This is a genomic window from Trueperaceae bacterium, from assembly GCA_002707365.1.
Taxonomy (GTDB): Bacteria; Deinococcota; Deinococci; order Deinococcales; family Trueperaceae; genus UBA6957.
This window is the reverse complement of record PAMQ01000017.1, coordinates 46,287-69,563: the sequence shown is the minus strand read 5'-3', so window position 1 is coordinate 69,563 and position 23,277 is coordinate 46,287. Positions and strand designations below refer to the sequence as shown.

At 47.6% G+C, this 23,277-nt stretch carries 19 protein-coding genes; 5 read left to right on the top strand and 14 right to left on the bottom strand.

Annotated features, from left to right (window positions below):
• Nucleotides 1-184: 184 nt before the first annotated feature.
• The 3 genes from CMO31_08235 (at nucleotide 185) to CMO31_08225 (ending at nucleotide 3,805) form a co-directional block, all read left to right on the top strand.
• Nucleotides 185-1,024 carry a hypothetical protein gene (locus CMO31_08235; protein MAZ53981.1) on the top strand — a complete coding sequence of 280 codons (840 nt, stop codon included), beginning with the start codon at nucleotides 185-187 and terminating at the stop codon, nucleotides 1,022-1,024.
• 51 nt (nucleotides 1,025-1,075) lie between these two features.
• Nucleotides 1,076-1,990, top strand: a complete 915-nt coding sequence (locus CMO31_08230; protein MAZ53980.1) for a hypothetical protein — start codon at nucleotides 1,076-1,078, stop codon at nucleotides 1,988-1,990.
• Between the two features lie 360 nt (nucleotides 1,991-2,350).
• Entirely contained in the window at nucleotides 2,351-3,805 is a 1,455-nt protein-coding gene (locus CMO31_08225; protein ID MAZ53979.1) for a phosphogluconate dehydrogenase (NADP(+)-dependent, decarboxylating), read from the top strand.
• A gap of 200 nt (nucleotides 3,806-4,005) precedes the next feature.
• Here CMO31_08225 and CMO31_08220 read toward each other — a convergent pair whose 3' ends face one another.
• From CMO31_08220 to CMO31_08205, 4 genes are all read right to left on the bottom strand, one after another.
• A complete protein-coding gene (locus CMO31_08220) occupies nucleotides 4,006-4,797 on the bottom strand; it encodes a hypothetical protein (protein MAZ53978.1) in 792 nt (263 codons plus the stop codon).
• 99 nt (nucleotides 4,798-4,896) lie between these two features.
• Nucleotides 4,897-5,796: a phytanoyl-CoA dioxygenase gene (locus CMO31_08215; protein ID MAZ53977.1), complete on the bottom strand. Its 900-nt coding sequence runs from the start codon at nucleotides 5,794-5,796 to the stop codon at nucleotides 4,897-4,899.
• An 83-nt stretch (nucleotides 5,797-5,879) separates the two neighbouring features.
• The gene (locus CMO31_08210) at nucleotides 5,880-7,904 is read right to left on the bottom strand and encodes a YjhG/YagF family D-xylonate dehydratase (protein MAZ53976.1); all 2,025 of its coding nucleotides are present in this window, start codon (nucleotides 7,902-7,904) and stop codon (nucleotides 5,880-5,882) included.
• A gap of 243 nt (nucleotides 7,905-8,147) precedes the next feature.
• Entirely contained in the window at nucleotides 8,148-9,866 is a 1,719-nt protein-coding gene (locus CMO31_08205) for a dihydroxy-acid dehydratase (protein ID MAZ53975.1), read from the bottom strand.
• A 373-nt stretch (nucleotides 9,867-10,239) separates the two neighbouring features.
• Here CMO31_08205 and CMO31_08200 point away from each other — a divergent pair, with 373 nt between their 5' ends.
• Together CMO31_08200 and CMO31_08195 are read left to right on the top strand one after the other, a co-directional pair.
• Nucleotides 10,240-10,929 (top strand): hypothetical protein, encoded by a 690-nt coding sequence (locus CMO31_08200; protein MAZ53974.1) that lies wholly within the window; start codon nucleotides 10,240-10,242, stop codon nucleotides 10,927-10,929.
• 47 nt (nucleotides 10,930-10,976) lie between these two features.
• Nucleotides 10,977-12,335 carry a 30S ribosomal protein S12 methylthiotransferase RimO gene (locus tag CMO31_08195; GenBank protein MAZ53973.1) on the top strand — a complete coding sequence of 453 codons (1,359 nt, stop codon included), beginning with the start codon at nucleotides 10,977-10,979 and terminating at the stop codon, nucleotides 12,333-12,335.
• 318 nt (nucleotides 12,336-12,653) lie between these two features.
• On the opposite strand, the gene CMO31_08190 is transcribed toward CMO31_08195, so the two are convergent.
• The 10 genes from CMO31_08190 to CMO31_08145 form a co-directional block, all read right to left on the bottom strand.
• Nucleotides 12,654-13,307: a V-type ATP synthase subunit D gene (locus tag CMO31_08190; GenBank protein ID MAZ53972.1), complete on the bottom strand. Its 654-nt coding sequence runs from the start codon at nucleotides 13,305-13,307 to the stop codon at nucleotides 12,654-12,656.
• Nucleotides 13,308-13,313: 6 nt separating this feature from the next.
• Nucleotides 13,314-14,732, bottom strand: a complete 1,419-nt coding sequence (locus CMO31_08185; protein ID MAZ53971.1) for a V-type ATP synthase subunit B — start codon at nucleotides 14,730-14,732, stop codon at nucleotides 13,314-13,316.
• Between the two features lie 10 nt (nucleotides 14,733-14,742).
• Nucleotides 14,743-16,482, bottom strand: coding sequence for a V-type ATP synthase subunit A (locus CMO31_08180; protein MAZ53970.1), 1,740 nt, complete (start codon nucleotides 16,480-16,482; stop codon nucleotides 14,743-14,745).
• Nucleotides 16,483-16,530: 48 nt separating this feature from the next.
• Nucleotides 16,531-16,857 carry a V-type ATP synthase subunit F gene (locus CMO31_08175; GenBank protein MAZ53969.1) on the bottom strand — a complete coding sequence of 109 codons (327 nt, stop codon included), beginning with the start codon at nucleotides 16,855-16,857 and terminating at the stop codon, nucleotides 16,531-16,533.
• Entirely contained in the window at nucleotides 16,850-17,863 is a 1,014-nt protein-coding gene (locus tag CMO31_08170; protein MAZ53968.1) for a hypothetical protein, read from the bottom strand. Before CMO31_08170 ends, CMO31_08175 begins: the two co-directional genes overlap by 8 nt.
• Nucleotides 17,864-18,463: a hypothetical protein gene (locus CMO31_08165; GenBank protein ID MAZ53967.1), complete on the bottom strand. Its 600-nt coding sequence runs from the start codon at nucleotides 18,461-18,463 to the stop codon at nucleotides 17,864-17,866.
• Nucleotides 18,453-18,779, bottom strand: coding sequence for a V-type ATP synthase subunit K (locus tag CMO31_08160; protein ID MAZ53966.1), 327 nt, complete (start codon nucleotides 18,777-18,779; stop codon nucleotides 18,453-18,455). The genes CMO31_08165 and CMO31_08160 overlap by 11 nt, the downstream gene beginning before the upstream one ends.
• Nucleotides 18,776-20,764 carry a V-type ATP synthase subunit I gene (locus CMO31_08155; GenBank protein ID MAZ53965.1) on the bottom strand — a complete coding sequence of 663 codons (1,989 nt, stop codon included), beginning with the start codon at nucleotides 20,762-20,764 and terminating at the stop codon, nucleotides 18,776-18,778. Before CMO31_08155 ends, CMO31_08160 begins: the two co-directional genes overlap by 4 nt.
• Entirely contained in the window at nucleotides 20,761-21,081 is a 321-nt protein-coding gene (locus CMO31_08150) for a hypothetical protein (protein MAZ53964.1), read from the bottom strand. Before CMO31_08150 ends, CMO31_08155 begins: the two co-directional genes overlap by 4 nt.
• 258 nt (nucleotides 21,082-21,339) lie before the next feature.
• Nucleotides 21,340-23,169 (bottom strand): DNA primase, encoded by a 1,830-nt coding sequence (locus CMO31_08145; protein ID MAZ53963.1) that lies wholly within the window; start codon nucleotides 23,167-23,169, stop codon nucleotides 21,340-21,342.
• Nucleotides 23,170-23,277 lie beyond the last annotated feature (108 nt).

The following is a 23,277-nucleotide window of genomic DNA, read 5'->3' as shown; positions in this document are numbered from 1 at the left end:
CAACTTGTGAACCACCGAACCATAAATCAAATGACTTGAAAAAGCTCATCAGAATCATAGTGTTTCTATATGGAACATTACCAATTCCAACATTTTAACTTTACGGGCAGGTAGGATTGACGAGTGTATGGGCCGAACTTGAAGATAAGTAGCCTTCAATGCCAGTAATCACAAGGGGATTTTTATGTACACAACACTACTACCTCGGGCAATCGGTATTTCTGAACCCCTTTTAGCGACACTGCGCCTCGCATCGGAGCATGGTTTTGAGGCTTGCCATATTGATATTAGGGAGGCTTCCGAGCTGGATGTTAATAAGGTCACAGACTTTGCTAACGAATGCAAACTAAAGCTTTCCTCTTTTACGCTACCAGTGGATTTTCGTGTCAGTCAATCAGCCTATAGCGAAGACCTTTCTGAGCTACCCGAACTAGCCGCGTTAGCTGCGAGTTTAGGTATATCGCGTACTTCAACCTACGTCCTGCCTTCCTCTGATGACCTCACGTATCGGCAGAATTTTGATCTTCATGTACGACGGCTCAAGCCTGTTGCGGAAATACTTAACGATCATGGATTGCGACTCGGCCTCGAATACGTGGGACCCAAAACAATGTGGTCGGCCATGCGCTACCCTTTTATCCACACGATGATAGAGATGAAAGAGCTAACTAAAGCGGTGGGTCAGAATACCGGTTTGCTACTCGACTGCTTCCACTGGTATACGGCTAAGGAAACCATAGGCGACATTGCTAAACTCAATCTTGAAGAGGTTGTTGAAGTGCACATAAACGATGCTCCTGATTGCCCAGTAGCTGACCAGCTTGACGGTGTTCGCGATCTGCCTGGTGCTACAGGTGTAATCCCGATTTCTAGTTTCCTTGGCACCCTAAAGGACCTCGGCTTTAATGGGCCCATAGGCGTCGAACCTTTCAAGAGTGAGCTTTTTAAGATGAGCCCCGAAGAGGCCTGTTTCAAAACATCGGAAAGCCTTATGAAATTCTGGACACCCACAAAAGTTAGGTAAAACATCCATGGCATTGCGCACTCAAAAACACTGGATTCAGAAAGCTGAGCTGTGAGTACTCGCGTTGATTACGCTGCGGTTATGGACGTAGGTGGGACCTCTTTGGCCTCAGCTATAGTCGACAACTCCGGTTTTGTCCTACCTGACTCTCTTAATCACTGCGAAATTGATTCCACCGGACCTGCCGAAATCATAGTTACAACCTTCGCAGCGATACTAGATTCTGCTCTTTCGTTTGCGCGACTCAACAACCTAGATATTTTAGGAATCGGCATTTCCATCTGCGGCCCTTTGAATTACAAGGAAGGAATCAGTCGAATTAGGGGCTTGAACAAGTACGAAGCTATTTACGGGGTTAACATTCAGAAAGAACTCCGTGAACGCCTCAATCTTCATGTCAATATCCCGATGATTTTTGATCCTGATGCTGCGAGCTTTGCCCGGGGCGAAGCTTGGTGTGGTGCTGCCCGCGATTATCGCCGAACGATTGTCCTAACATTGGGAACCGGCCTCGGTAGCGCATTTATTGTGGATGGAGAGGTTGTTGAAAAAGGCCCAGGAGTACCTAGGCTTGGTTGGGTTGCGGGACAACCGTACCGCGACGGTCTCGTGGATCACTACACTTCAAATTCTCACATTATGAAGCTTTATCGGGAACGCAGAGGCGAAAGCCTTGAAGTCGTAGATATCGCCAATAAAGCCTTTGCTGGAGATAATACAGCTAGAGGGGTTTTCAGAGAAGTGGCTACAATAATTGGTAACGTACTCCTGGAACGCCACATTATTCCTTTTGGTGCCGAAAGCATCATTCTTGGGGGGCAAATAGCAAAGTCTTACGAACTATATCTTTCTGGCCTCTCCGATACATTGCACAGCGTTCCTTCCCTCAAAGCAATTAAACAAGCTGCTGACATAGACCATAGCGCTCTAAAAGGAGTTGGGAAAATATTTTTTGATAGGCGTTAGGATGACTCGGTTTAGTTCCCTGTGCACAAAACCAAGACCCTCCGTTCTTTGGATCACTTTTCCATTCCACAGCCAAGACAATCGGTGGAGTAACGAACCAGCATCCTAACCGATTTGAATCACGAAGATTAAGGTGATTAAGGTAATGAAGCTTTATGATTTATTGGCGGTTCCGATGTTAGACTAGGGCGGCAGTATTGATGCAAGCCGCCTTAAATTCGGCGAATTCTTCTGCTCCAATCGGCTTATGTTAGTCCTTAGGCCTTGGTCCTCACACGCAGAGTGGAAGAAAGGTTTTAACTAGAGCAAAGGCGGCTGATTACAACTGCTCCAGGCATACCGATGGAAGAGGAGAGCTTAATGGACACCCCGAACCTTGATATTGGCCTTGTTGGCCTCGCCGTTATGGGCCAAAATTTGGTCCTCAATATGAACGACCATAACTTCACAGTTGGAGTTTATAACCGAACGACTAGTGTAACGACCGAATTTATTGAGGGCCCAGCCAAAGGAACGTCAGTAGTTGGTTTCGATTCGCTAGAAGATCTCGTTGTAAATTTAAAGCGACCCCGCAAGATCATGCTAATGGTTCAGGCGGGACCTGCAGTCGACAAAGTTATTGATTCTCTATTGCCGTACCTTGAGGCTGGAGATATCGTAATCGATGGCGGAAACACTAACTATCCTGATTCAGTACGACGAGCAGAAAATCTCGAGTCTCGAGGACTCTTATTTGTCGGTACCGGAGTTTCAGGAGGAGAAGAAGGCGCCCGGACTGGACCTTCAATAATGCCAGGTGGTTCTCACCAAGCTTGGGAACACATTGGGCCCATTTTTCAAAGTATCGCCGCCCAAGTAGACGGTACCCCTTGTTGCGATTGGGTTGGTGATGGTGGGGCAGGACATTTCGTAAAAATGGTTCATAACGGCATTGAATATGGTGATATGCAGCTCATCACTGAAGCCTATCACTTAATGAAATCTGGCCTCGGGATGCAAGCCGAGGAAATCGGAGAAGTATTTTCCGGTTGGCGGTCAGGCAAACTTGATTCTTACTTGATCGATATTACAGCTGAAATATTCACTGTTAAAGATTCTGATGGGGAACCTCTAGTAGAAAAGATTCTTGACGTTGCAGGCCAAAAAGGAACTGGTAAATGGACAGCTGTCAATGCTTTAGAACTGGGTATCCCTCTTACGCTCATTGGTGAGGCTGTCTTTTCTCGTTTTCTTTCCTCTATCAAGGCTGAACGTGAAGAGGCCTCACAGGTCCTTAAAGGACCTTCAGTCTCCCCAAAACTGGATCGGGCTAAGGTCATTGAAGACCTGGAGCAAGCACTATACGCTTCTAAAATATGCTCTTACGCTCAGGGATACATGCTCATACGGGCTGCCGCTGAGCAATACGACTGGGAGCTCAATTACGGTGGCATAGCACAAATGTGGCGCGGTGGTTGCATCATCAGATCCAGTTTTCTCAAAGACATCCGCTCTGCTTACAGCAAAAACCAAGCCCTAAAAAACCTTTTACTTGATGACTTCTTTCGTGATGAAATCGAATCTTCTCAGGGGTCTTGGAGGCGTACGGTGTCTACTGCGGTCCAGGCAGGGATACCAACACCAGCTATGGGAGCAGCTCTAGCGTTTTTTGATGGTTATCGTCACGCCGAACTGCCAGCGAATCTTCTCCAGGCCCAACGAGACTACTTTGGGGCCCATACTTATGAAAGGGTTGACCATCCGCGGGGAGAGTTCCATCACACTAACTGGACTGGACGAGGCGGAAAAGTCTCATCACGTACCTATAATGCTTAATTGCACTGTCAAAACTTACTCTATATTGGAGTGATCCGCTTAGCACCTACATCAAAACCTTTAGGTACTGCCGCATCGTAACTACACTTAATTAATTCACTCTTAATCTCTTTGTAGATCTGTGAATTTTCTTAACGCCACAAGGTTACCGAAAGTATGTTGATAAGCACAATACCAGAGTAGATTGTGATGGATTCCAATCATTCCCCTTTTGGGATATTGCCTTGAGAGAAAGATGCTCTTAGCTGAGCATCAGACGCGTGCGGAGTACCGACACCGCCCTCCATCCTAAGCAACTGTCGCTGTCTGAGCGATAGACTTTGATGCCAATCAGGGTTAAAGCCGTCATGTGGATCGTTTTGAAACAATAACGTGTTTTTTCGGTAATGCCCAAAAAGAGCGTGTCGCCTCTCGTTGGTAGTATTTGCGCCTCCACCGTGCCAACACTGACCATTAAAGACCAATACACTTCCAGCTGGGGCGACCAGATGATGAACGTGCTTAACTATCATCCCATCGGGTGGGCCGGCCAGACCACTCTGGTGGGAACCAGGAACGATACGAGTTCCCCCATTCTCGAAAGTAAAATCGTCAAGCAACCACACTGTGTTAACCATTACGGGTGAGTTCGAATTGAGAAGATCAGCTCTTATATCACTGTGAAGCCCTTGTTCTGGATCTCCGGGTCGCACTACCCGGGCATTCAAACTACCCAGCACAATTGATTCCCCAAGGACATGCTCAATGACAGGCAACGTACGAGCGTGATCAATTATCGAATGGTAGATACGATCAAGGGCCGGCAGATTAGAAACGTGACCAGCGCTTCCTAAAAAGCGTTGTTCTTCACCGATTTTAGCGTCGAGATCCATAAGTACCTCACGCATCTTGGTAACTTGGTCATCGGTTAAAACATCTTCGAGCAAAGTAAACCCATGCACATCCATTTCAAAAAATGCTTGGTTAAGATCTGTCAACTTCCACCCTTTCATCTAACCTTTAGTTGGAGCCGTTATTAGGACACAAGGTACATAAAACCCACGCCGAAATGTTTTTCGTAATAAGAGGTAAGGGAATTTACCGTTGTCATCTTACTCTTTTGAACCCCATTTTTCGCAACCTCCTTCGCCAGACGGGCGTACGGATGGTTCAGCGATGTTCTTTGTTCCCTTCCACGCGTACGGATCCTTACCGCTTACCATCACAATATCTCGATAGTCTAGACTTCCCATTCCTTCTTCTTCCTGCGGTTTCTGCCAGGGAAGCAACGACGCTGCATTCATATAGTGGTTTACTAGCACTCGCCGATAGTTTCCATGGGACTTGTTAGGAAACGACCGGTGCAGAAGGTACCCGTTGAAAAAGACAATGGCGCCAGCTTTGACCTGTACGGGTATTGCATCGGAATCGGAATACGGGAATCCTGTTGACTCGGCCGTACAGTCAAATCGGTCATCGTTCTGCACCTGTGTCGGCCATAACGTACCTAGTTTATGAGACCCTGGAATCACCCAAAGGCAACCACTTTCTAACGTGGCATCATCGAGAGCTATCCAACCACCGGTTAGTGAACGATCTCGAGTAGGAATAAATGCCTCATCCTGGTGCCATGCTTGGCCTGGCTTGCCACTGGCCTTAATAAACAGCATTGATTGCATAGCTTTGACATTAAGCCCAATAATTTCTGTAAGCACTTTGACCATATTTGGGTGAGCCAAGTAGCGGCGCATAACAGCTGAAATCTTGTGAGGAAAGTGAACACAAAGCGTTCTCTTAAGAACCTCCGCATCCTCCTCTTCAGGGACTGAAGGCTGGAGGCGATTTATCTCCCCCCGTTCCCCACGACAAATAAGTAGCGTTTCAGCAATTAGTTCATCAATTTCAGCTCGACCCAGAGCATCGGGAACCACGACATATCCGTTTTCTCGGTAGAAGCCTCCAATACTCCCATTTTCGTTTACAGTGGTGCCATCAATAAAATTAGGACTCAACTCAACAGCCCTCCTCTAAGACGAATTGCCTATAATTAGGCCTCACCATATCTAGTTTGCCCCCAATGCTTTAGTTTAACTAATTATTGTTCACTAAATTCCTCACTCTTCCACGGTTCTTGGCCATTCAAGGCTGCTAAACCCGCATCAAGGACTTCGACTATCCTATCTACATCATAGATACATCCAGCCCATGTACCTCCACTGACACGCTGCAGAGCCGCCCATAATCTAGTGTCATCCGGTAGATCTGGGTGTGGACTGAGCGCCGGATGTGGTGATCGAGAGGCTAGAAGAGCAGTAGCTTCCTGAGACCCTAGCGTTCCTTCAGCAGTGCCAACCAAATCTATCGTTCCTACTAAATTATGGCGATCGATTATGATCTCTATTTGGTCACCGTCACGAAGACACCCAATTGGTCCTCCTGCTAGGGCCTCAGGTCCTACATGACCTATGCAGGCGCCAGTCGACAATCCAGAAAAACGGGCATCAGTAAGTATCGGAATGTGCTTTCCCCACGGTAAGTATTTAAGGGCGCTCGTGAGTTGCGCTGTTTCTTCCATCCCAGTACCGGACGGTCCTGCACCTATGAGAACTAGTACTTCACCTACCTCTATAGGTCTTTCGCCTCCACCCTTAACCGCCTCAATAGCATCGGACTCATCCACAAACACCCTTGCAGAACCACTGTGCCGATACACGTCATCGTTGCCAACTAATGAAGGGTCAATGGCTGTAGCCTTTATCACTGAACCTTCCGGAGCAAGATTACCTACTGGAAAGAGGACTGTGCTTGTCAATCCTGCGGAACGAGCGGTATCAGCATCCATAATGATCTGATCGACATTAATACCCGCTTGTTCAATTCGATTCCGTACAGCTACACGGCGTTCACTTGATTCCCACCAATCTAGGTTGCTAGCTAAAGTCTCCCCGGTCACCGTTTTTACCTGAGTATCAAGAAGCCCCATATTCCTTAAGTGAAGCATCACCTCGGGCACACCACCAGCCATGAACACCTGGACAGTTGGGTGATTACGAGGTCCGTTAGGCAAGGCGTCTACCAAACGCGGGGTTGCTCGATTGGCCTGATTCCATTCCCTAACGGTGGGTGGTCTGAGACCAGCAGCATGAGCAATAGCGGGAATATGTAGTAAGAGGTTAGTGGATCCTCCGAAAGCAGCGTGGACAAGTAACGCATTATCGACAGCAGCTTCAGTCAATATCATGGACAGAGGCGTTTCGAGGGATGTAAGGCGTAGAAGTGCCAGCGCTGAACGATGAGCTAGATCTAACCAAATTGGTTCACCAGAAGGGCTTAGGGCACTATGAGGAAGAGCCATACCTAGAGCCTCTGCAATGACCTGAGCAGTCGCTGCAGTGCCGAGAAATTGGCAGCCCCCGCCACTGGACCCGCACGCCTTGCAACCCATTTCAGCAGCGTATTCAATATCGATCAGTTCGTGAGAAAAACGAGCTCCCAATGTCTGTACCTGTGCAGCATCTTCGCCGCCAACGGTCGGCAAAGTCACGCCCCCAGGAACTGCAATTGCAGGTAGTCCGCTACTACCGGCTAAGGCCTGTAAAGTCGCAGGGAGGCCTTTGTCACAAGTGGCGACTCCCATTACAGCAGCGCGTGTAGGTAATGAACGGATGAGGCGTCTAAGTACAGTAGCTGCGTCATTTCGGTATGGCAAGCTATCGAACATTCCAGTCGTCCCTTGGCTACGGCCATCACACGGATCGCTGCAGTAAGCTGCAAAGGGCAATGCCCCCCGTTCACGAAGGGTTTCGGCAGCCTGTTTGACCATTAGACCAATTTCCCAGTGTCCCGTATGGTACCCAAGCGCAACCGGACTACCGTCTTCTGCACGAAGCCCCCCTTGAGTACTGACTATGAGCACCTGGCCTCTTGCTACCTCAGAAGGCTCCCAACCCATACCGGCATTCTGGGTGAGGCCGAATAAGTTTCCACTCGGCTCCTGCCGCAACATTTCTGGGGTAAGCGGCAATTTACCTATTGGCCCACCACCGACAATGCGAGTGGTCTCTGCATCACCAGCTCCACCCAGTATTTCGGAAAGATCTGGATTAATCCTGATGGTCATCGTTCCTCCTCTGCCATTTGGTTCCGTAAGTTAAAACCAGATTTCACGCTGCAGCCAACCTACCCAAATCACCCTAGGTCTGCTGTACCTGACATTACCGCTTTTCCTCGTAATTTAGTACCAGATGCCACATTTATAGTCATTGTGCACAACCAAATGCTAATCTTAGTTAACTGGTTCCCTAATCTTGTCTGTACTATCCGCGATTTGAACTCCCAATACAAGTCAATTGTATTAGGCGTCCTATCCACCTTGCTCTTCTTTGCCTTGGAGAGACTCATGCCGAAGAAAATCAAAATCAGCCCCAAGGTGTGGCTGCTGAACTGCTTGAGAAAACAGTCGGGCATATCCACGTTTGGGAAGTTCTGGCCGGCCGGGGTTATTAACACTACGCCTATCGAGCTCTTCTTCGGATACTAAAAGACTTAGGCGCCTCGATTTTGCATCCAGCTCAATAATATCTCCATTTCTCACGAGACTTAGAGGGCCACCTACAGCAGCTTCCGGTGAGACGTGCAAAACTATTGTCCCGAAAGCCGTTCCACTCATTCGAGCATCAGATATGCGTACCATATCGGTCACCCCATGAAGCTTGCCTGGTATAGGAAAATAACCTGCTTCAGGCATACCGGGAGCTCCAACTAATCCAGCATTTTGTAGAACAAGGATGTCTTCCGGCGTAACGTCAAGATTAGGGTCATCTATCCTGTGGGCTAAATCTTCAAGTGAAGTGAACACTACCGCGCGTGCTCTTTTTTGAAGAAGCTCGGGGCTAGCCGCTGAGCGCTTGAGCACGGCTCCATCAGGGGCAAGGTTTCCCCATAAACCAATAAGAGCTCCACTGGCCTGGAAAGGTTCGGCGGCCGGTCGAATTATCTCTTGCCATCTCGGTAAATCTACAGCTTCCCCCAACAAAACATCTAGCGTCTGACCCGTAACAGTTAAAGTACTCCGGTCGATCAGATCACCTAATTCTTGCAACACTGTAGGAATTCCTCCTGCACGATGAAAATCCTCCATGTAACCCTTCCCCGTTGGTTTCAGATCAAGTAAAACAGGTGTTTGCTCACTCACGACATCAAATTGATTTAAGTCGAGTTCAATTCCAAGGCGACCTGCGATAGCGGTAAGATGTATAACTGCGTTAGTCGAACCACCAATGGTTTGGAGTACCCGGATGGCATTACCAAAGGCGGCCGGCGTCATAATATCTGCTGGAGTTGGCCCACTATTCGCTAGTTGGGTTGCCTTTCTCCCTGATTCCTCTCCATGACGTAACCTTTCAGCATATACAGCTGGAATGGTCGCGCCGCCAGGCAACATCATTCCCATGGCTTCAGTCATACAGGCCATAGTACTAGCAGTACCCATAACAGCACAGGTTCCTGTTGTAACTACTAGCTCGCTTTTTATCTCGTCAATTTCTAAACGATTAAGCTCACCACGCCTATAAGATGCCCAGAAACGCCTACAATCTGTACAAGCTCCAATTTGCTCCCCTTTATAACCACCCGTAAGCATAGGGCCAGCAACCACAACTAGTGCTGGTAGGCCAGCGCTAGCGGCGCCCATAAGTAGAGCTGGTATGGTCTTATCGCAACCACCTACAAGTACTACGGCGTCAATTGGTTGAGCCCGTATCATCTCTTCGACATCCATTGACATCAGATTGCGAAATAGCATACTTGTCGGGGATAGGAAGGCCTCGCCAAGAGAAATAGTGGGAAACGCTAACGGCAAACCACCCTCAAGTAGTATGCCTCGTTTAATTGCTGGTATGAGTTCTACGAGACCTCGATGGCAATTATTTAGATCACTCGCCGTATTAATAATCCCGACTACCGGACGACCGATAGCTTCTGTACCGTAACCCATTGACAAAGCAAATGTCTGCCGCATAAATTTGGAGAACTCCACATCTCCATACTGCGTGAGCCTTGTCGCCAGACCCTTTGATTTCATTTTCTTTATCTCCTTTATTGGGCTTAGATGCCCCCAAGTCAAACGCTAAACTGACTACTTGCATCATATTTAGCCCTAGGCTTGAGGTCTTTTAGCGCTATTAACCCTAGGCTCGTAGGCAAAATGATACTCTTCTAAACTTTTGTCGACAATGATAATTCACCACAATACTGATTTGCATGATCAACTTCGATTTTTGACCAACCAACCATATAAACGTCTCATTAAAGCCCAACCAAGCCTCTTTTCATAACTTGATGTCCTTCGAAATAAGGCTATAACTACTGTTCAGCATAAGATCAACCAACCCACCAATAGATTTCCATTAGTTTATCTGGATGTCCTCATCTAACACCTCTCATGCTACGCTTGATTGATGTCGGTTGAAGTAAGTACTTATCGGCTAAGCCTACGCGGTAACGAAATAGGCAGAAACGTCATCTGGACCCGTACCCAAAACCAGACGACAAATTTAGAAAGCCTATTATCACTCCGTGGTAACTTCAGCCAGAGTACGATTACCCAACAGAGCTCCTGTCACGCTAGCCGCTTTTTCAGTTATCGCTTCTCTGAAACTACCGAAGCTCGCGGAGAGAAACGACTTTACGAAGTAGTTTTTGACCAGCCTTCAGGCCTTGTTACGGCAAGGCGGGGAAAGAAGGATGAAGCTTCTATCCCCTACCTTGTACCCTACCGCGATCCTCTTTCTGTACTCTTCGAAATACGGAATTGGCACAACCCTGACGGATGTTCAAAGAAAATCCCATTACTCGGTAAAGAGGTCGCCATAGTTCCTAAGGGGACTACACAAGTGCAAACTTCCTCAGGGAAAAAGACGGCTTGGGCCTACTCCCTGTACCCCGGCGGTAGCCATGTATATGTTGATACTGAAGAGCCTCACCATATTTTGCACTTAACCCAGCGACTGGCCGGTTCAAATATAGAATCTAGCTTGTCAAAAATTGAAGAAATCACACAAATGCCTGGTGGCCAATTCTCTGGAACTGGCAACGCGCGTAAGAAAAAGCAACGCCGTAGACGCCGCCGAAAACCACGAAAGTGATTTTTATAGACCTATATGGGACCAACCCCAGCTATACTTAGGTTCTTATGTCGGGAAAGATTGGTTTTGTAAGTCTTGGGTGCCCCAAAGCCTTAATTGATAGTGAACATATTCTTACGCAGCTCCGCGCTGAAGGGTATGAGCTAGTACCCACCTTTGAGGATGCGGATCTTGTCGTTGTTAATACGTGTGGTTTCATCACTCCAGCAGTAGAGGAATCTCTTGAAACTATCGGAAACGCACTAGAGTCGAACGGCCGAGTAGTGGTAACAGGTTGCCTCGGTGAACGCCCCGAAGTAATCATGGAACGACATCCAAATGTATTATCTGTCACCGGCCAAGCAGACCTTAATGGGGTGATGTCTGCCGTACACAACGCTCTTCCCCCTGAATTAGATCCGTTCAAGCGACTAATACCAAACGCCAACGGTATTAAACTTACACCGCGCCACTATAGCTACCTAAAGATTGCTGAGGGTTGTAACCATACCTGTAGCTTCTGCATAATTCCGCAACTCCGCGGCCTTCAAATCTCTCGAGACGCTTCAGACATTCTGGTTGAGGCAACCCGATTAGTCGCTACTGGAACTCGTGAGTTGATCATAATATCGCAAGACTCTAGTGCATATGGCTCAGATCTCCGACACCGTGAAAGTACTTTCGGTGACCAAAAGGTTCGAGCTCACCTTGTGCCCCTAGTGGAAGAACTTGCTGAACTGGGCATATGGATCCGATTACATTACATTTATCCTTATCCTCACGTAAGAGATATTATCCCGCTTATGGCTGAAGGGAAAGTGCTTCCCTATCTCGATGTTCCTCTTCAACACGCCAGCCCGTCTATCCTGAAAGCTATGAGGAGGCCTGGCGGGCCCGAAAGTCACTTGAAGACCATCTCCGAATGGCGATCCATATGTCCAGATTTAACTATTCGCTCAACTTTCATTGTTGGTTTCCCTGGAGAAACCCCTCATGATTTTGAACTACTTCTTGATTTTCTTCGTGAAGCACGACTTGAAAAGGTTGGGGCCTTCACCTATAGTGCCGTCGATGGGGCTGCAGCTAATGATCTAGGCAAACCCATTCCTGAAGAATTAAGCCGCGAACGACGTGCCCGTTTAATGGAATGTCAACAGAAAATTAGTGAAGAAAAAAACCGCGAACGAGTGGGAACCAGCATTGAAGTGATAATCGATGCCTTTGGTGACCTACCGGGAGAAGTAATAGGTAGGACCCTAGTGGATTCACCAGAAATCGATGGTTCCATCGTACTTAAAACCGACGGTACAGTGAAAATCGGTGACAGGGTTTTGGCTAAAGTTACAGGAGCAACCTCCCCTTACGACCTTGAAGGAAAATTAATAAAATCGCTCCCTTGGACCCCTACCGTCCCGCAATGGAATTAAGCATAATTTTTGTACAGGTTTAACGACATTTCTACTCGATGAAAGCTTAATGTCTCGCTTTCTTCTACGCCGGACTTCTTCGAAAGCTACAGTTCAACCCCGTTACAAAGTGATCCAACTTTCCTACAGCAAAGATCTTTCCTTGCGCGACTCAAACTAAATTAACGCAACAGCAATGAATCTTCCAAAGAAAATGTTGTTTTCAGTTTGCAGAGAATTGGTAAGTGACCCATTACTGCAAATCTTTTCCAAATATCTCATTACAGTACTCACAATTGACCTTTGCGATCCAACTCCACTTTGAAATAATCTATGGGTTTAAGTTGAAACAGATTGGGTATCTGTTTTCTCTTCACGGTTTTGAAGTTTAGCCTTGATTCGCTTCAAAACCGTGACTTCCTCAAGAGCCCTCTGATCAAGTACACTACGAATTTGCTGTATCTCTAAACCAATCCCTGGAATAACCACCTGCTCTAGAGCATTCACCCGTCGACTGGTCTTCTTGATCTCCTCACCTATGCGTCTCAGCCGTGTCTCAGTAGCTGCTACTCTGATAATAGCTTCGGTTAACTTACGGAACTGGGCTGCCGTATCAAGCGTCTTGACACCAGCATTAATTGGAGAAAATGGTAACTCTGAACTGAACTCTGGAGGCTGAACTTGCGGTACGCGAACTCCGAATATGTTCTCCACATCTACCCGAAGGTCTAGTTCTGTACTAGAAGCTAAACTGAGGCTTTGAACAGCTTCTGGGCCGTCCCAAGCATTAGCCAAAAAAAGACTAAAGTAGGCTTCCCTACTGGTTTTCGTTAACATCCGCCTGGCGTTGAGAGATTCTTTTACCAGTCCGAAGAACTCCGATATTAGGGCATCACGTTTACGCTTAAGGAGATCGACACCCCTCTGGGCAAGTCCCAATTGGTCCTTGCGCTGAAGAAGATTAGATCGAGTGGGAGCAACCTGTTCAGCCATCGTCAACTAGACCCCTTTATTGGAACTCCAGATTTCATCCATTTTGGAACCATAGTATTTATCAATGTGGTCTCTGCTTAAACGCGTAAGCTCGCTTTTCGGGAGGGTTGAAAGTAGCGCCCAACCAATCTGTAGTGATTCTTCAATACTACGTTCTGCGTCTCCTTGGCTGATAAAGTGACTCTCAAAATCGTCAGCAAAGGCAAGGTAAAGCTTGTCATTCTCACTAAGAGCATCTTCTCCGGTAATGGCAACAAGACGTCGTAAGTCAATCCCATTAGCATAAGCAGCCTGAAGCTGGGATTGCATATCTCCATGGTCATCACGGGTCTTACCCTCACCGATCCCATTGTTCATCAATCTACTCAAGCTAGGACCGGGATTGATTGGCGGATAAATTCCCTGGGTATGTAAATTCCGCGCTAAGAATATTTGCCCCTCAGTGATGTAACCAGTCAGATCAGGAATCGGGTGGGTGATGTCGTCATCTGGCATCGTAAGGATTGGTAGCTGAGTGATAGATCCACTCTCGCCCTCCACTACACCAGCACGTTCATAAATAGACGCAAGATCGGTGTACATGTACCCAGGATAGCCACGACGCCCAGGAATCTCCTCACGAGCACCACCAATCTCCCTTAACGCCTCACAATAATTAGTGAGGTCAGTAAGAATTACTAAAACATGGAAGTCATGTTCGAAAGCGAGATATTCAGCTGCTGTCAATGCCATGCGCGGTGTCAATAAACGCTCTGCTGCTGGATCATCGGCCTTATTAAGGAATAAGACGCTTCGGGCAAGAGCCCCAGTCCGTTCGAATTCCTGGGTAAAAAATGTTACCTCCCTCTGGGTAATACCCATAGCAGCAAAAACTACAGCAAATTCAGTTTCTTCCCCAAGCACCTTAGCCTGGCGAGCAATTTGTGCTGCCAATTCATTTGCGGGCAGACCAGCCCCAGAAAAGATCGGAAGTTTCTGACCACGAACCAAAGTCAACAAGGTGTCAATAGTTGATACACCTGTCTGAATGAATTCCTCTGGTTTCCGACGCGATACTGGATTGATAGGGGCCCCTCCGATTGGAAGTCGCTTGTCAGCAACCACAGCCGGCAAGCCATCAATCGGGTTACCGCTACCACTGAAGCGTCTACCAATCATGTCCCGGGCTACTCCGAGACGAGCTACGTTTTCTACTAAGCTAACAGAAGTAGTAGAAAGATCAATTCCTGAAGGCTCCTCAAATACCTGAAGTATCGTCGTCTTTTCAGAAACATCGATGACTTGGCCTCCACGCTCACGACCTTGACCATCACGAATGCGGACAATAGCATTGTATGCAAGGTCAGGCGCATTTTCCAGGAACAGTAGAGGTCCAGATATGTAATTGACGTCACTGTATTCTTTTTTTAATAGGTTGCTGGCCACGAAACCCTCCTTATGACCCTACCGCGAAGGCAGTGTCTAACTCGCCCATCACTTCGTCCCGGTATACATCGAACTCATTTTCCGGCACGTAGCGCGAGCGGCTAATTTTTTCAACTACGGGCTGTTGTAGGACCTCGTCGACAGTGCCACCTTCACGGATAAATTCCGCTGCCAAGGCATTCAATTTGGTCATCATTAAAAGCATGCCATACGATTTTTCCATAGAACAAGAAGCATCAATTGGGTCAAAACCGTTTTGCTGAAGGAAATCCTCTCTTAGAATGCGGCCCATCTCGATGACTAGGCGCTCTTGATCCTGCAGGGCGTCTGGCCCAACCAATTGAACTACCTCCTGAAGATCAGCCTCTTGTTGCAGTACTCCAATTGCTAAATCTCGCTGTTCTGTATAGTCCTCGGCAACATTTTCGCCGTACCATTCGTCAAGAATGCTACCGAATAACGTATAAGAATTGCTCCAATTAATTGCTGGAAAATGACGTCTCCTAGCCAAACCAGCATCAAGCGCCCAGAAACAGCCGGTAATCCTCAAAGTAGATTGTGTAACCGGCTCGGAAAAATCACCGCCAGCTGGGGAAACAGCTCCGATAATAGATACCGCTCCTTCTTCTCCAGCCAATGTCGTAACTCGCCCTCCTCGTTCATAGAAAGCAGCCAGGCGTGAGGCAAGGTAGGGTGGGTAACCCTCCTCTGCAGGCATCTCCTCAAGACGCGAAGCGATTTCTCGCAGAGCCTCCGCCCAACGAGAAGTAGAATCAGCCATTACTGATACACCGTAGCCCTGGTCGCGAAAATATTCTGCCAATGTAATCCCAGTGTAGATTGATGCCTCACGAGCTGCCACTGGCATATTAGACGTATTAGCTATGAGTACCGTCCGGTGCATCAGCGGGTTACCTGTCTGGGGATCCTCGAGCTCTGGGAATTCCACGAGCACGTCAGTCATTTCATTGCCACGCTCACCACAACCTACGTAGACAACGATGTCAGCATTCCCATATTTTGCGACTGACTGTTGAGTAACAGTCTTGCCCGAGCCAAACGGTCCCGGAATAGCAGCAGTACCGCCCATGGTGAGAGGAAACAGTACATCCAGGATTCGCATCCCAGTAAGGAAAGGGGTAACTGGGTCAAGTTTTACCTGAACTGGCCGGCCCTGGCGCACTGGCCAACGGTGATACAGTTTCAATTCTGTACCGTCGTCAAGAATTGCAACGACCTCTTCAACCGTATACTCTCCGGCAGGCTTGACGGTTTGTATTGTACCGCTGACTCCTGGTGGTACCAAGATTTTATGAGTAAATGAAAATTCAGGCACCGTACCCAAAATAGCTCCAGATTCAACCTTGTCGCCAGGAGTTACTTGAGGAGTAAATTCCCATTTGGCTTCCCGGGATAGGGAGTTAACCACTAGACCTCGCTCAATATAGGTGCCGGACTCCTCACGAATTTTGTCAAGAGGACGTTGAATCCCATCAAAGATGCCGTTGAGCATCCCGGGACCAAGCTCTACCGCTAATGGAAGGTTGGTTGATATAACCTTTTGGCCTACTGTAAGACCGGCAGTATCTTCATAAACCTGCACAAAAGCAGTATCCCCGTCGAGACGAATAATCTCGCCTACTAACTCTTCTTCGCCGACTCGTACCAAGTCGTACATTCGGGCACCCATCATCCCCTCGGCAATCACCGCGGGACCAGAAATGCGCTGTACTTTACCTTCAATTGCCACCAAGGGCCTCCTTAAATCGGCCTGCCTTGGGTACTCCCCGGCAGGGGTTTACTCCATCCTGACATCAAAGCCGATGGCGTCACGTACTAGCTTCTTCATGTATTCGGTTGCATCGGCCTCTTCACCGAAAGTCGCTGCTAAGCTAGGCATGGGTAACAAAACCGGTAGATTACGCCCACGCATGGCTCGTTCGCTAGATCGATTGGGGTCATCGATAAATGCCTCATCTACCACGACAAGTCCATACTTATCAGATAGGATAATTTCTTCCAGATCCGTTTGTGCCTCCTCAGATGTAGTCTCCCTAACTTCCACGCCAGCAAGTCTAAACCCGATCGCCGTTTCGCTATCCGTTAAGACCAGCATTCTAGGCATCGACACCGAGCTCCTTTTCTAGATCTCTTCTATCCACGCCATAATACTTACCCCGAGCAAGAAGTCGTACCCGAGATATCTCTTCTTCTTTAGCTTGAAGATAGTTCGTAATAACACCGATATGACGCGGGTTGGCGGCAATACGCCTAGCGCTTTGGCTGATGATGTCACGGATCTTTGATTCTGCCTCACTAAGGCTATCATTTTCGTCCACAACCCCGAAGCTGGTTCCTGCCAAAACCGCAAGCCCTCCAGAAGATTCATCGTTAACGACTGAATCGAATAAACTACGGGTAATTTCTCTACCGCCTTCAACAAACATTAGGTCATCAACGACCTGACCCCGAAGCTTCAAAGCTGTACGCAGGTTAGTAGCGTCCACTTCACGCCTGAGATGTCGGACAAAACCCGATGGTGCTGACACTCGTTTCAATAAATTAAAAACAGACCTATAGTAGGAACGGTCGAGAGCAACTTCTAGCGCGTAAAGATCACCGTCCGACTGATATTGAGCAGCAGCCCGAACGAAAGAGCTTCTTAGGGGCGTTCCAGTACTAAGGAGCGCCTGACCTACAGCAGCCATGTCAGACGCTTCTGCAAGTACATCCAGAACAGCGGGTTTTAACTTACCTGCCGGAAAAAGAGCCTCTTGGGTAGCATCTGCCCCCCGACCAGCATGCTTTGCACGTGCAATCGCTTTAATATTAGCTAAATCATACCTTAACAACATCAAAGCTACTAGCTGCCCTGGGATACCATCAGCAAGGTGCAAAAGGTTTTGTGTTGTGCGATAGAAGTTCCTTGCTACTGCCGAATCAACCGTACGGATTCCTGAATTTCGAGTTTTGGCCTCCTCTAAGTCTTGTGAATAAGAAGACTGGCCCATAAGAGCCATGAAGGCACCAAAATCACTGGAGTCTAAAACTTCTGAAAAGAACTCCTGGAGCAGCAATCCTGCCTTAAGCCCCTTAACTCGGGCATTAATGAATCCGTAGTCGCTCGACATTCAGGTCTCCGCGCTAAACAAAAGTCCTGAAACATCTGAAGCGAGTTCATCTCTGAGCGCATCTAGGCGTTGCCCTAATGTATTTTCCACTACGACGTTATCCTGACCCCGTAGTCGTACCCCAGCACCAACATCGTTATCGCTGCGAATGCTAGCAACCAAACCGAGAGAGGCTATTATGCCCTCAGCCAACTCTACGTCAGCAGGATTGACATGAATAGCTTTTACACCACTGTCCGGAAACGCAGAGGCAGCCTCACTGATGAGCTTAGACAGGATTAGTCGGTACGCATCAGCATCTTGTCTAAGAGAATCAAATCGCCTACCGACGCCAGCAAAGACGTTTTCCACGGCCGCATGCTGGGCTTTTAATTTGAGGGAGGCCGCCTCCAACTTAGCGCTACTTTGGGCTCTCACTAAAGCAGCGTCACGTTGAACCTCCGAACCTCGCATCAACTGAGCACTTATGGCGTCGGCCTCAGCCTGAGCCTGCGAAAGTAATTCTGCTGCGCTTTCTTTCGCTTCAGAGAGGATTGCTTCGATCTCCGCACTCACCTCTTTGTCGAGAAGAGCCGAGAGGTTAGCCACATTAACCGCCAATCTGCCCGTTGAGGAAGAAAGCTATTACAAAACCGAAGATGATTAAAGTTTCGGGAATCACCAAATAGATCAGTACCTGACCAAAGGCCCCAGGCCGTTCTGCTAGCAACCCTAAGCCTGCAGAACCGATGTACCCTTGGGCGATTCCAACCCCAATAGCTGCCAAGCCAATCGCGAGACCAGCCCCGATTCCGAGAAGGCCATCGCCTAAGCTGCGGGCAGCTTCCGCCGCCTGAACCGCCTCCTCGGCGAAACCAATTCCGACGACTATTGTCAAAATTGCGATGGACACGATAATGCTTACAATCTTCTTCATGAATTTCCTCCCAAGAGACGAAACGGTCGGTATGGGCGACCGCTCTCATCGTAAAACCCAAATTTAGTGAAGAACTCAACGTACTGAAGGCGTAATGGTTGAAGTGTATGACCGATAATAGTAAGTGCGATTGCAATAAGGTGAACCGAAAGTCCCACCAAAATACCAAGAATCGGCCCGATAATCGGTAGGCTACCGCCTATTGCAAAACCTAAATCTGTAGCCAAATTAGCTACCAAGGCTGCAGAAAGTCCTACTGCGAATATCCTTAGATAACTCAAAATATGTCCCGAGTTAGAAAAGATCTCTAAGAGCATCAGAGGCATACGCGCCAAAACTGTAGCGACAATAAATATCAGTAATCCCGTAAGCACTAGCCCCGTAACCACCGGATTGATATTACCTGTTAGAAAAGAAGTAGCGAATATGACTAATGCCAACAGTCCGCTGAACATTCCCACACCCTCGTATACGTGCCTCATGTCATTGTGTTTAATTCCATAAATCACTCGAATAGCCCACCCTGCCAGCACTTGTAAAACGCCAAAAGCGAGCGAAACTAGGAGTATAGGAGTAAATACCTCTACCCTGAACAGCGCTATTGGTATCAGTCCGTAGCCAGCTTCGTGGTGAAGATTGGTATAGAAAACAGGCTGACCAATAGGAAACCGTTCAAGGAAATTGCCAAAGAATTCACCGAACAGGAAACCAAATAGCGCCCCCCAACCAGCACACCAGTAAATTACAGTACTAATTGGTGCTAGCGCTCGCACCGGAATGACTATGCCTAGCGGTCCAAGTGAAAGCGATCTACCTGAACGCCCACGACGCCTAAGAAACAAACCAATGCCAGCGAACATCAGAGAAAATCCAATATCTCCAACAACAAGCCCAAAAAAGAAGGGGAAAAATACCGCCAAGGTCCAGCTTGGATCAAAAGACCCGTATTTTGGTGGTGAAAAGAGCGCAAGTAGACCCTGAAATGGTTTTACCCAGGATGGATTATCTAGCAGCACTGGAATATTCTGATCGTGGTGCTGATCTGCGGCCCTGGATTCGATTACTAGTTCGTCCTTATATTGCTTCTTTAAGCTTTCAGCAACTCGTACCCTTTCACTACTTGGAACCCACCCCTGGAGGGCAAATCCATAACGGCCTTGGACCATGTCCTCAAGGCGACCCAACCTATTACTATTATTGGAGGCAATTGTGCGCATAGCTCTTAATCTTCCGCCCTGCTCATTAGCTAACTCGGAGAGCTTCTCGCCAATCAAAGCATATTGCCTAGGAAAAGTCCGCGATTGTTCTTCCATCATGTGAACGGCTTTGGCTATACTCCGTTCACCATAGTCATCTGGCAGGCCAAGCTCGCTTAGACCCGACCGGTTAATAACACCACGAAGTTTATCCAAATCCGCCTTGAGGCCAACTAATACAACTAAAAGATTCCTACCCTGGTCAATGGAAGCTAGTAATAAACGTTCTTCCACTGTAGCTGATAGCGCTGCACTGACCTTTTCATACATGTCGCTCGGTACCGAAAACGCGGTGGAATATAAATAATTACTATTTTCAAACAGAGCAAGATAGGGAGCTACCTCACGTAAAGTTGGGAGAAAAGTATCGATTACATCTAGGGTATCAGCTAACTCTGCCCGCTCAGCGACGAGTTCGTCTACTTGCGAACCAACGGCCTCAAGGTGTTCATTAATGTCTGACAACGCTGATGGGCCTTTCCAACGACCAGAACCTTGTACGTCCGAGGCATTAAGTACGTCCAAAAGAGCACCACTCCGGGCAACCACGGCCTCCCATCCTTCTTTATCAGCACGATCGTCACCTTCTAAACGCAACCGGTTAAGCCGTGAATCTTCAACCTCTAGCGGATCAAGCTGAACAACTCCCAGGCTCTGTAGGCTAACAAGTACCTTAGGAGCATCTTTACGGCAACCAACAACCGTAATTTGGTCCATCTTTGCTATCACGGAATAACCTTATCGAGGACTGTCTTTATTGCTTCATCGATGTTATCTTCGGCCCGCTTTTCAAGGCCATTAACTTCCGATTTAGCAGCCTCTAAGATCCCCTGACGTATGTTCTCCGCTTCCACTTCGGCATCTTTTAATCGGGCTGTTGCCGAAACGCTTCCGTCCTCTTTAGACTTGGAAATTAGTTTATCTGCCTCGTCCTTTGCTCGCTGGACGATATCCAGTGCTTGCTTCCGAGCATCTTCAACTTGGCCAACAAGGATCTGCTCGTGACTTGCAAGGTCTTGCAGGAGTTTTTCGCCCTTGGCTTCCAACCCACTCTCCTATCACTATCTCAAATATGATTTTTGCGAATCAAATCGCACTTTTCTTGGTAAACGTCAACCAGAATGATGTCAAAAAAATAGCGAAAAACAAGGCTTTTTACACCGCTTAACGCTCTTGAAGTCAGCATACCAGGGGCGAATTTACAAAGTCAATCGGAAACAAAGATGTAACAGGCACTCACCCTCTTGTAGTCCATTGTTTTACTACCTGTAAGCTCTTAATTTAGACACGACTTTAGTATCACTTTAACGCTTACGCTCTTTATGTGAGGCAGAAGTACGCAGTCTACGTTCTGCGTCACGAGCAGCTAGCACAGTGTTAATTTCACCAAGTTCCTTATAGTATTTCTCTAACTTCGTGGGCGAAAGATCTGGATCAGTTAAAGTCTGATTAACTTCATTCATTCTTTCTATTAATCTCGCTCGCTGAGTCTCCTTTTCTCCGTCCAGATAAAGCTCCCTTAAACGTGAAAGGGACTTCTCAATATGCCCATCAATGTCGATACGAAATTCCTCTTGCTCCGGCTTAATTAATAATCGCTCGAACAGTGTTTGAGCCTCTGGCCGTTCACGATAACGCATAAGGATTGCCTGATCATCAAATTCACAATCAATACATATACCCTCAAACTCCCGTAGTAATGCTTCATCTTCTCCTGGCGGCAGTGCCGCGATTACCACTTGCAAACGCTTCTTGAGCCTGTCAGGCTCAAGAAGCAGAAGGGCGATAACCTCAATCTCAATTAGGGCTAGCGGCGAGTATTGCTCTGTCGACCGAAGCAAACCCCGAGCTTGAGTATTATTAAGCTGTGCCTGTCTCTGACTATTTAACCAATCATCGAGACGTGATCCTTCAATTCCCAAGTAGTCCACTACCCGGCGCCTCATCTCTGTAGCGACTGGATCAAAAACATCTCGGGGTCGTAACGAAGGTAACAGTTCATTGAGAATGGCCCTTTTCCCTTCAATACTATTTGATTCATGCTTTTCTAAAACCGAGCTAAACCGGTACTCTACTTCCGAGATTCCTCCTCGAAGAGCTACCTTGAATTCTTCAAGATGGCCTCCCAAAACTGCATCAGCTGGATCCTTACCTGCAGGTATGCTTATTGCGCTTACCAAAAACTGCCTACCGACTGATTGCTCCAGCCCGGTTAATACGGCACGTTGACCTGCTTCATCGGCATCAAAAGCTAGAAATAATCGTTGAACATCCAATCGCGACAACTGCAGCGCTTGCTGCGGTGTCAAAGTAGTCCCAAGAGTAGCTACCACGTTTTCTAAACCTACCTGTTGTAGTGCTATAACATCCATGTACCCCTCTACAACGATGCATTCTGATTTAGCACGTATCGCTGCCTTGGATACATCTAAGCCATAAAGCAACTCGGCCTTCTTGAACACTTCTGTTTCTGAAGTATTTAAGTATTTAGGGGAACCATCGTCGATCACCCTACCCGAAAAGCCGACAGTACGCCCTAAGTAATCGCGGATCGGAAACATAACCCGATCACGAAAGCGATCATAACGTCGCCCTCGTTCATTCTCCACGATTAAGCCAGCATCGAGGAGATCTTTTTCAGGCACCCCTTTTGTAACCGCGAACTTTAATAAATCATCCCAACTCTTGGGTGCATATCCAAGTTCAAACGAACTAATCGTATTAGCACTCAATCCCCGTCCTTGAAGGTATTCGAGAGGCTCGCCCTTTAAATGTGTTCGGAAAAACTCGGCTGCAATACGGTTTATTTCAAACAAATCACGCCGCCTACGGTCACGCGGCGCATTTATCTCTACTTCTATCCCGGCACGTTGGCCTAAAAAGTGTAGCGCTTCGAAAAACTCTAAACTCCGAGTCCTCATCACAAAATCGAAAACATCACCCCGAGCCTGACAACCAAAGCAATAAAAAAAGCCCCTATCCTGATGAACGTGAAAGGACGGGGTCTTCTCATTGTGAAACGGACATAAGCCTTTGAGCTGGCTACGACCTGCTGGCTTGAGAGAAACCATCTCCCCGACCACCTCGGCGATATCTAAGCGTTGCCGTATCAACTCCTTGGTATCGGTCTGCAAATCGTTCTCCAAAATGGCAATCAAGAATGATCACCCTTATGCCCCCAAATCGGTTAAAACCCACAAAGGAAGCAGGTCAGTCAATATAGCACAGAGTCTCTTTAGGGG

What these genes read in the sequence shown, in the direction of transcription:
- CMO31_08205 (MAZ53975.1), bottom strand. Translation starts at nt 9,866, where the DNA reads ATGAAATCAAAGGGTCTGGCGACAAGGCTCACGCAGTATGGAGATGTG.
- CMO31_08175 (MAZ53969.1), bottom strand. Translation starts at nt 16,857, where the DNA reads ATGCCTAGAATGCTGGTCTTAACGGATAGCGAAACGGCGATCGGGTTT.
- CMO31_08160 (MAZ53966.1), bottom strand. Translation starts at nt 18,779, where the DNA reads ATGAAGAAGATTGTAAGCATTATCGTGTCCATCGCAATTTTGACAATA.
- CMO31_08210 (MAZ53976.1), bottom strand. Translation starts at nt 7,904, where the DNA reads ATGACCATCAGGATTAATCCAGATCTTTCCGAAATACTGGGTGGAGCT.
- CMO31_08220 (MAZ53978.1), bottom strand. Translation starts at nt 4,797, where the DNA reads ATGAAAGGGTGGAAGTTGACAGATCTTAACCAAGCATTTTTTGAAATG.
- CMO31_08170 (MAZ53968.1), bottom strand. Translation starts at nt 17,863, where the DNA reads ATGTCGAGCGACTACGGATTCATTAATGCCCGAGTTAAGGGGCTTAAG.
- CMO31_08195 (MAZ53973.1), top strand. Translation starts at nt 10,977, where the DNA reads ATGTCGGGAAAGATTGGTTTTGTAAGTCTTGGGTGCCCCAAAGCCTTA.
- CMO31_08235 (MAZ53981.1), top strand. Translation starts at nt 185, where the DNA reads ATGTACACAACACTACTACCTCGGGCAATCGGTATTTCTGAACCCCTT.
- CMO31_08225 (MAZ53979.1), top strand. Translation starts at nt 2,351, where the DNA reads ATGGACACCCCGAACCTTGATATTGGCCTTGTTGGCCTCGCCGTTATG.
- CMO31_08190 (MAZ53972.1), bottom strand. Translation starts at nt 13,307, where the DNA reads ATGGCTGAACAGGTTGCTCCCACTCGATCTAATCTTCTTCAGCGCAAG.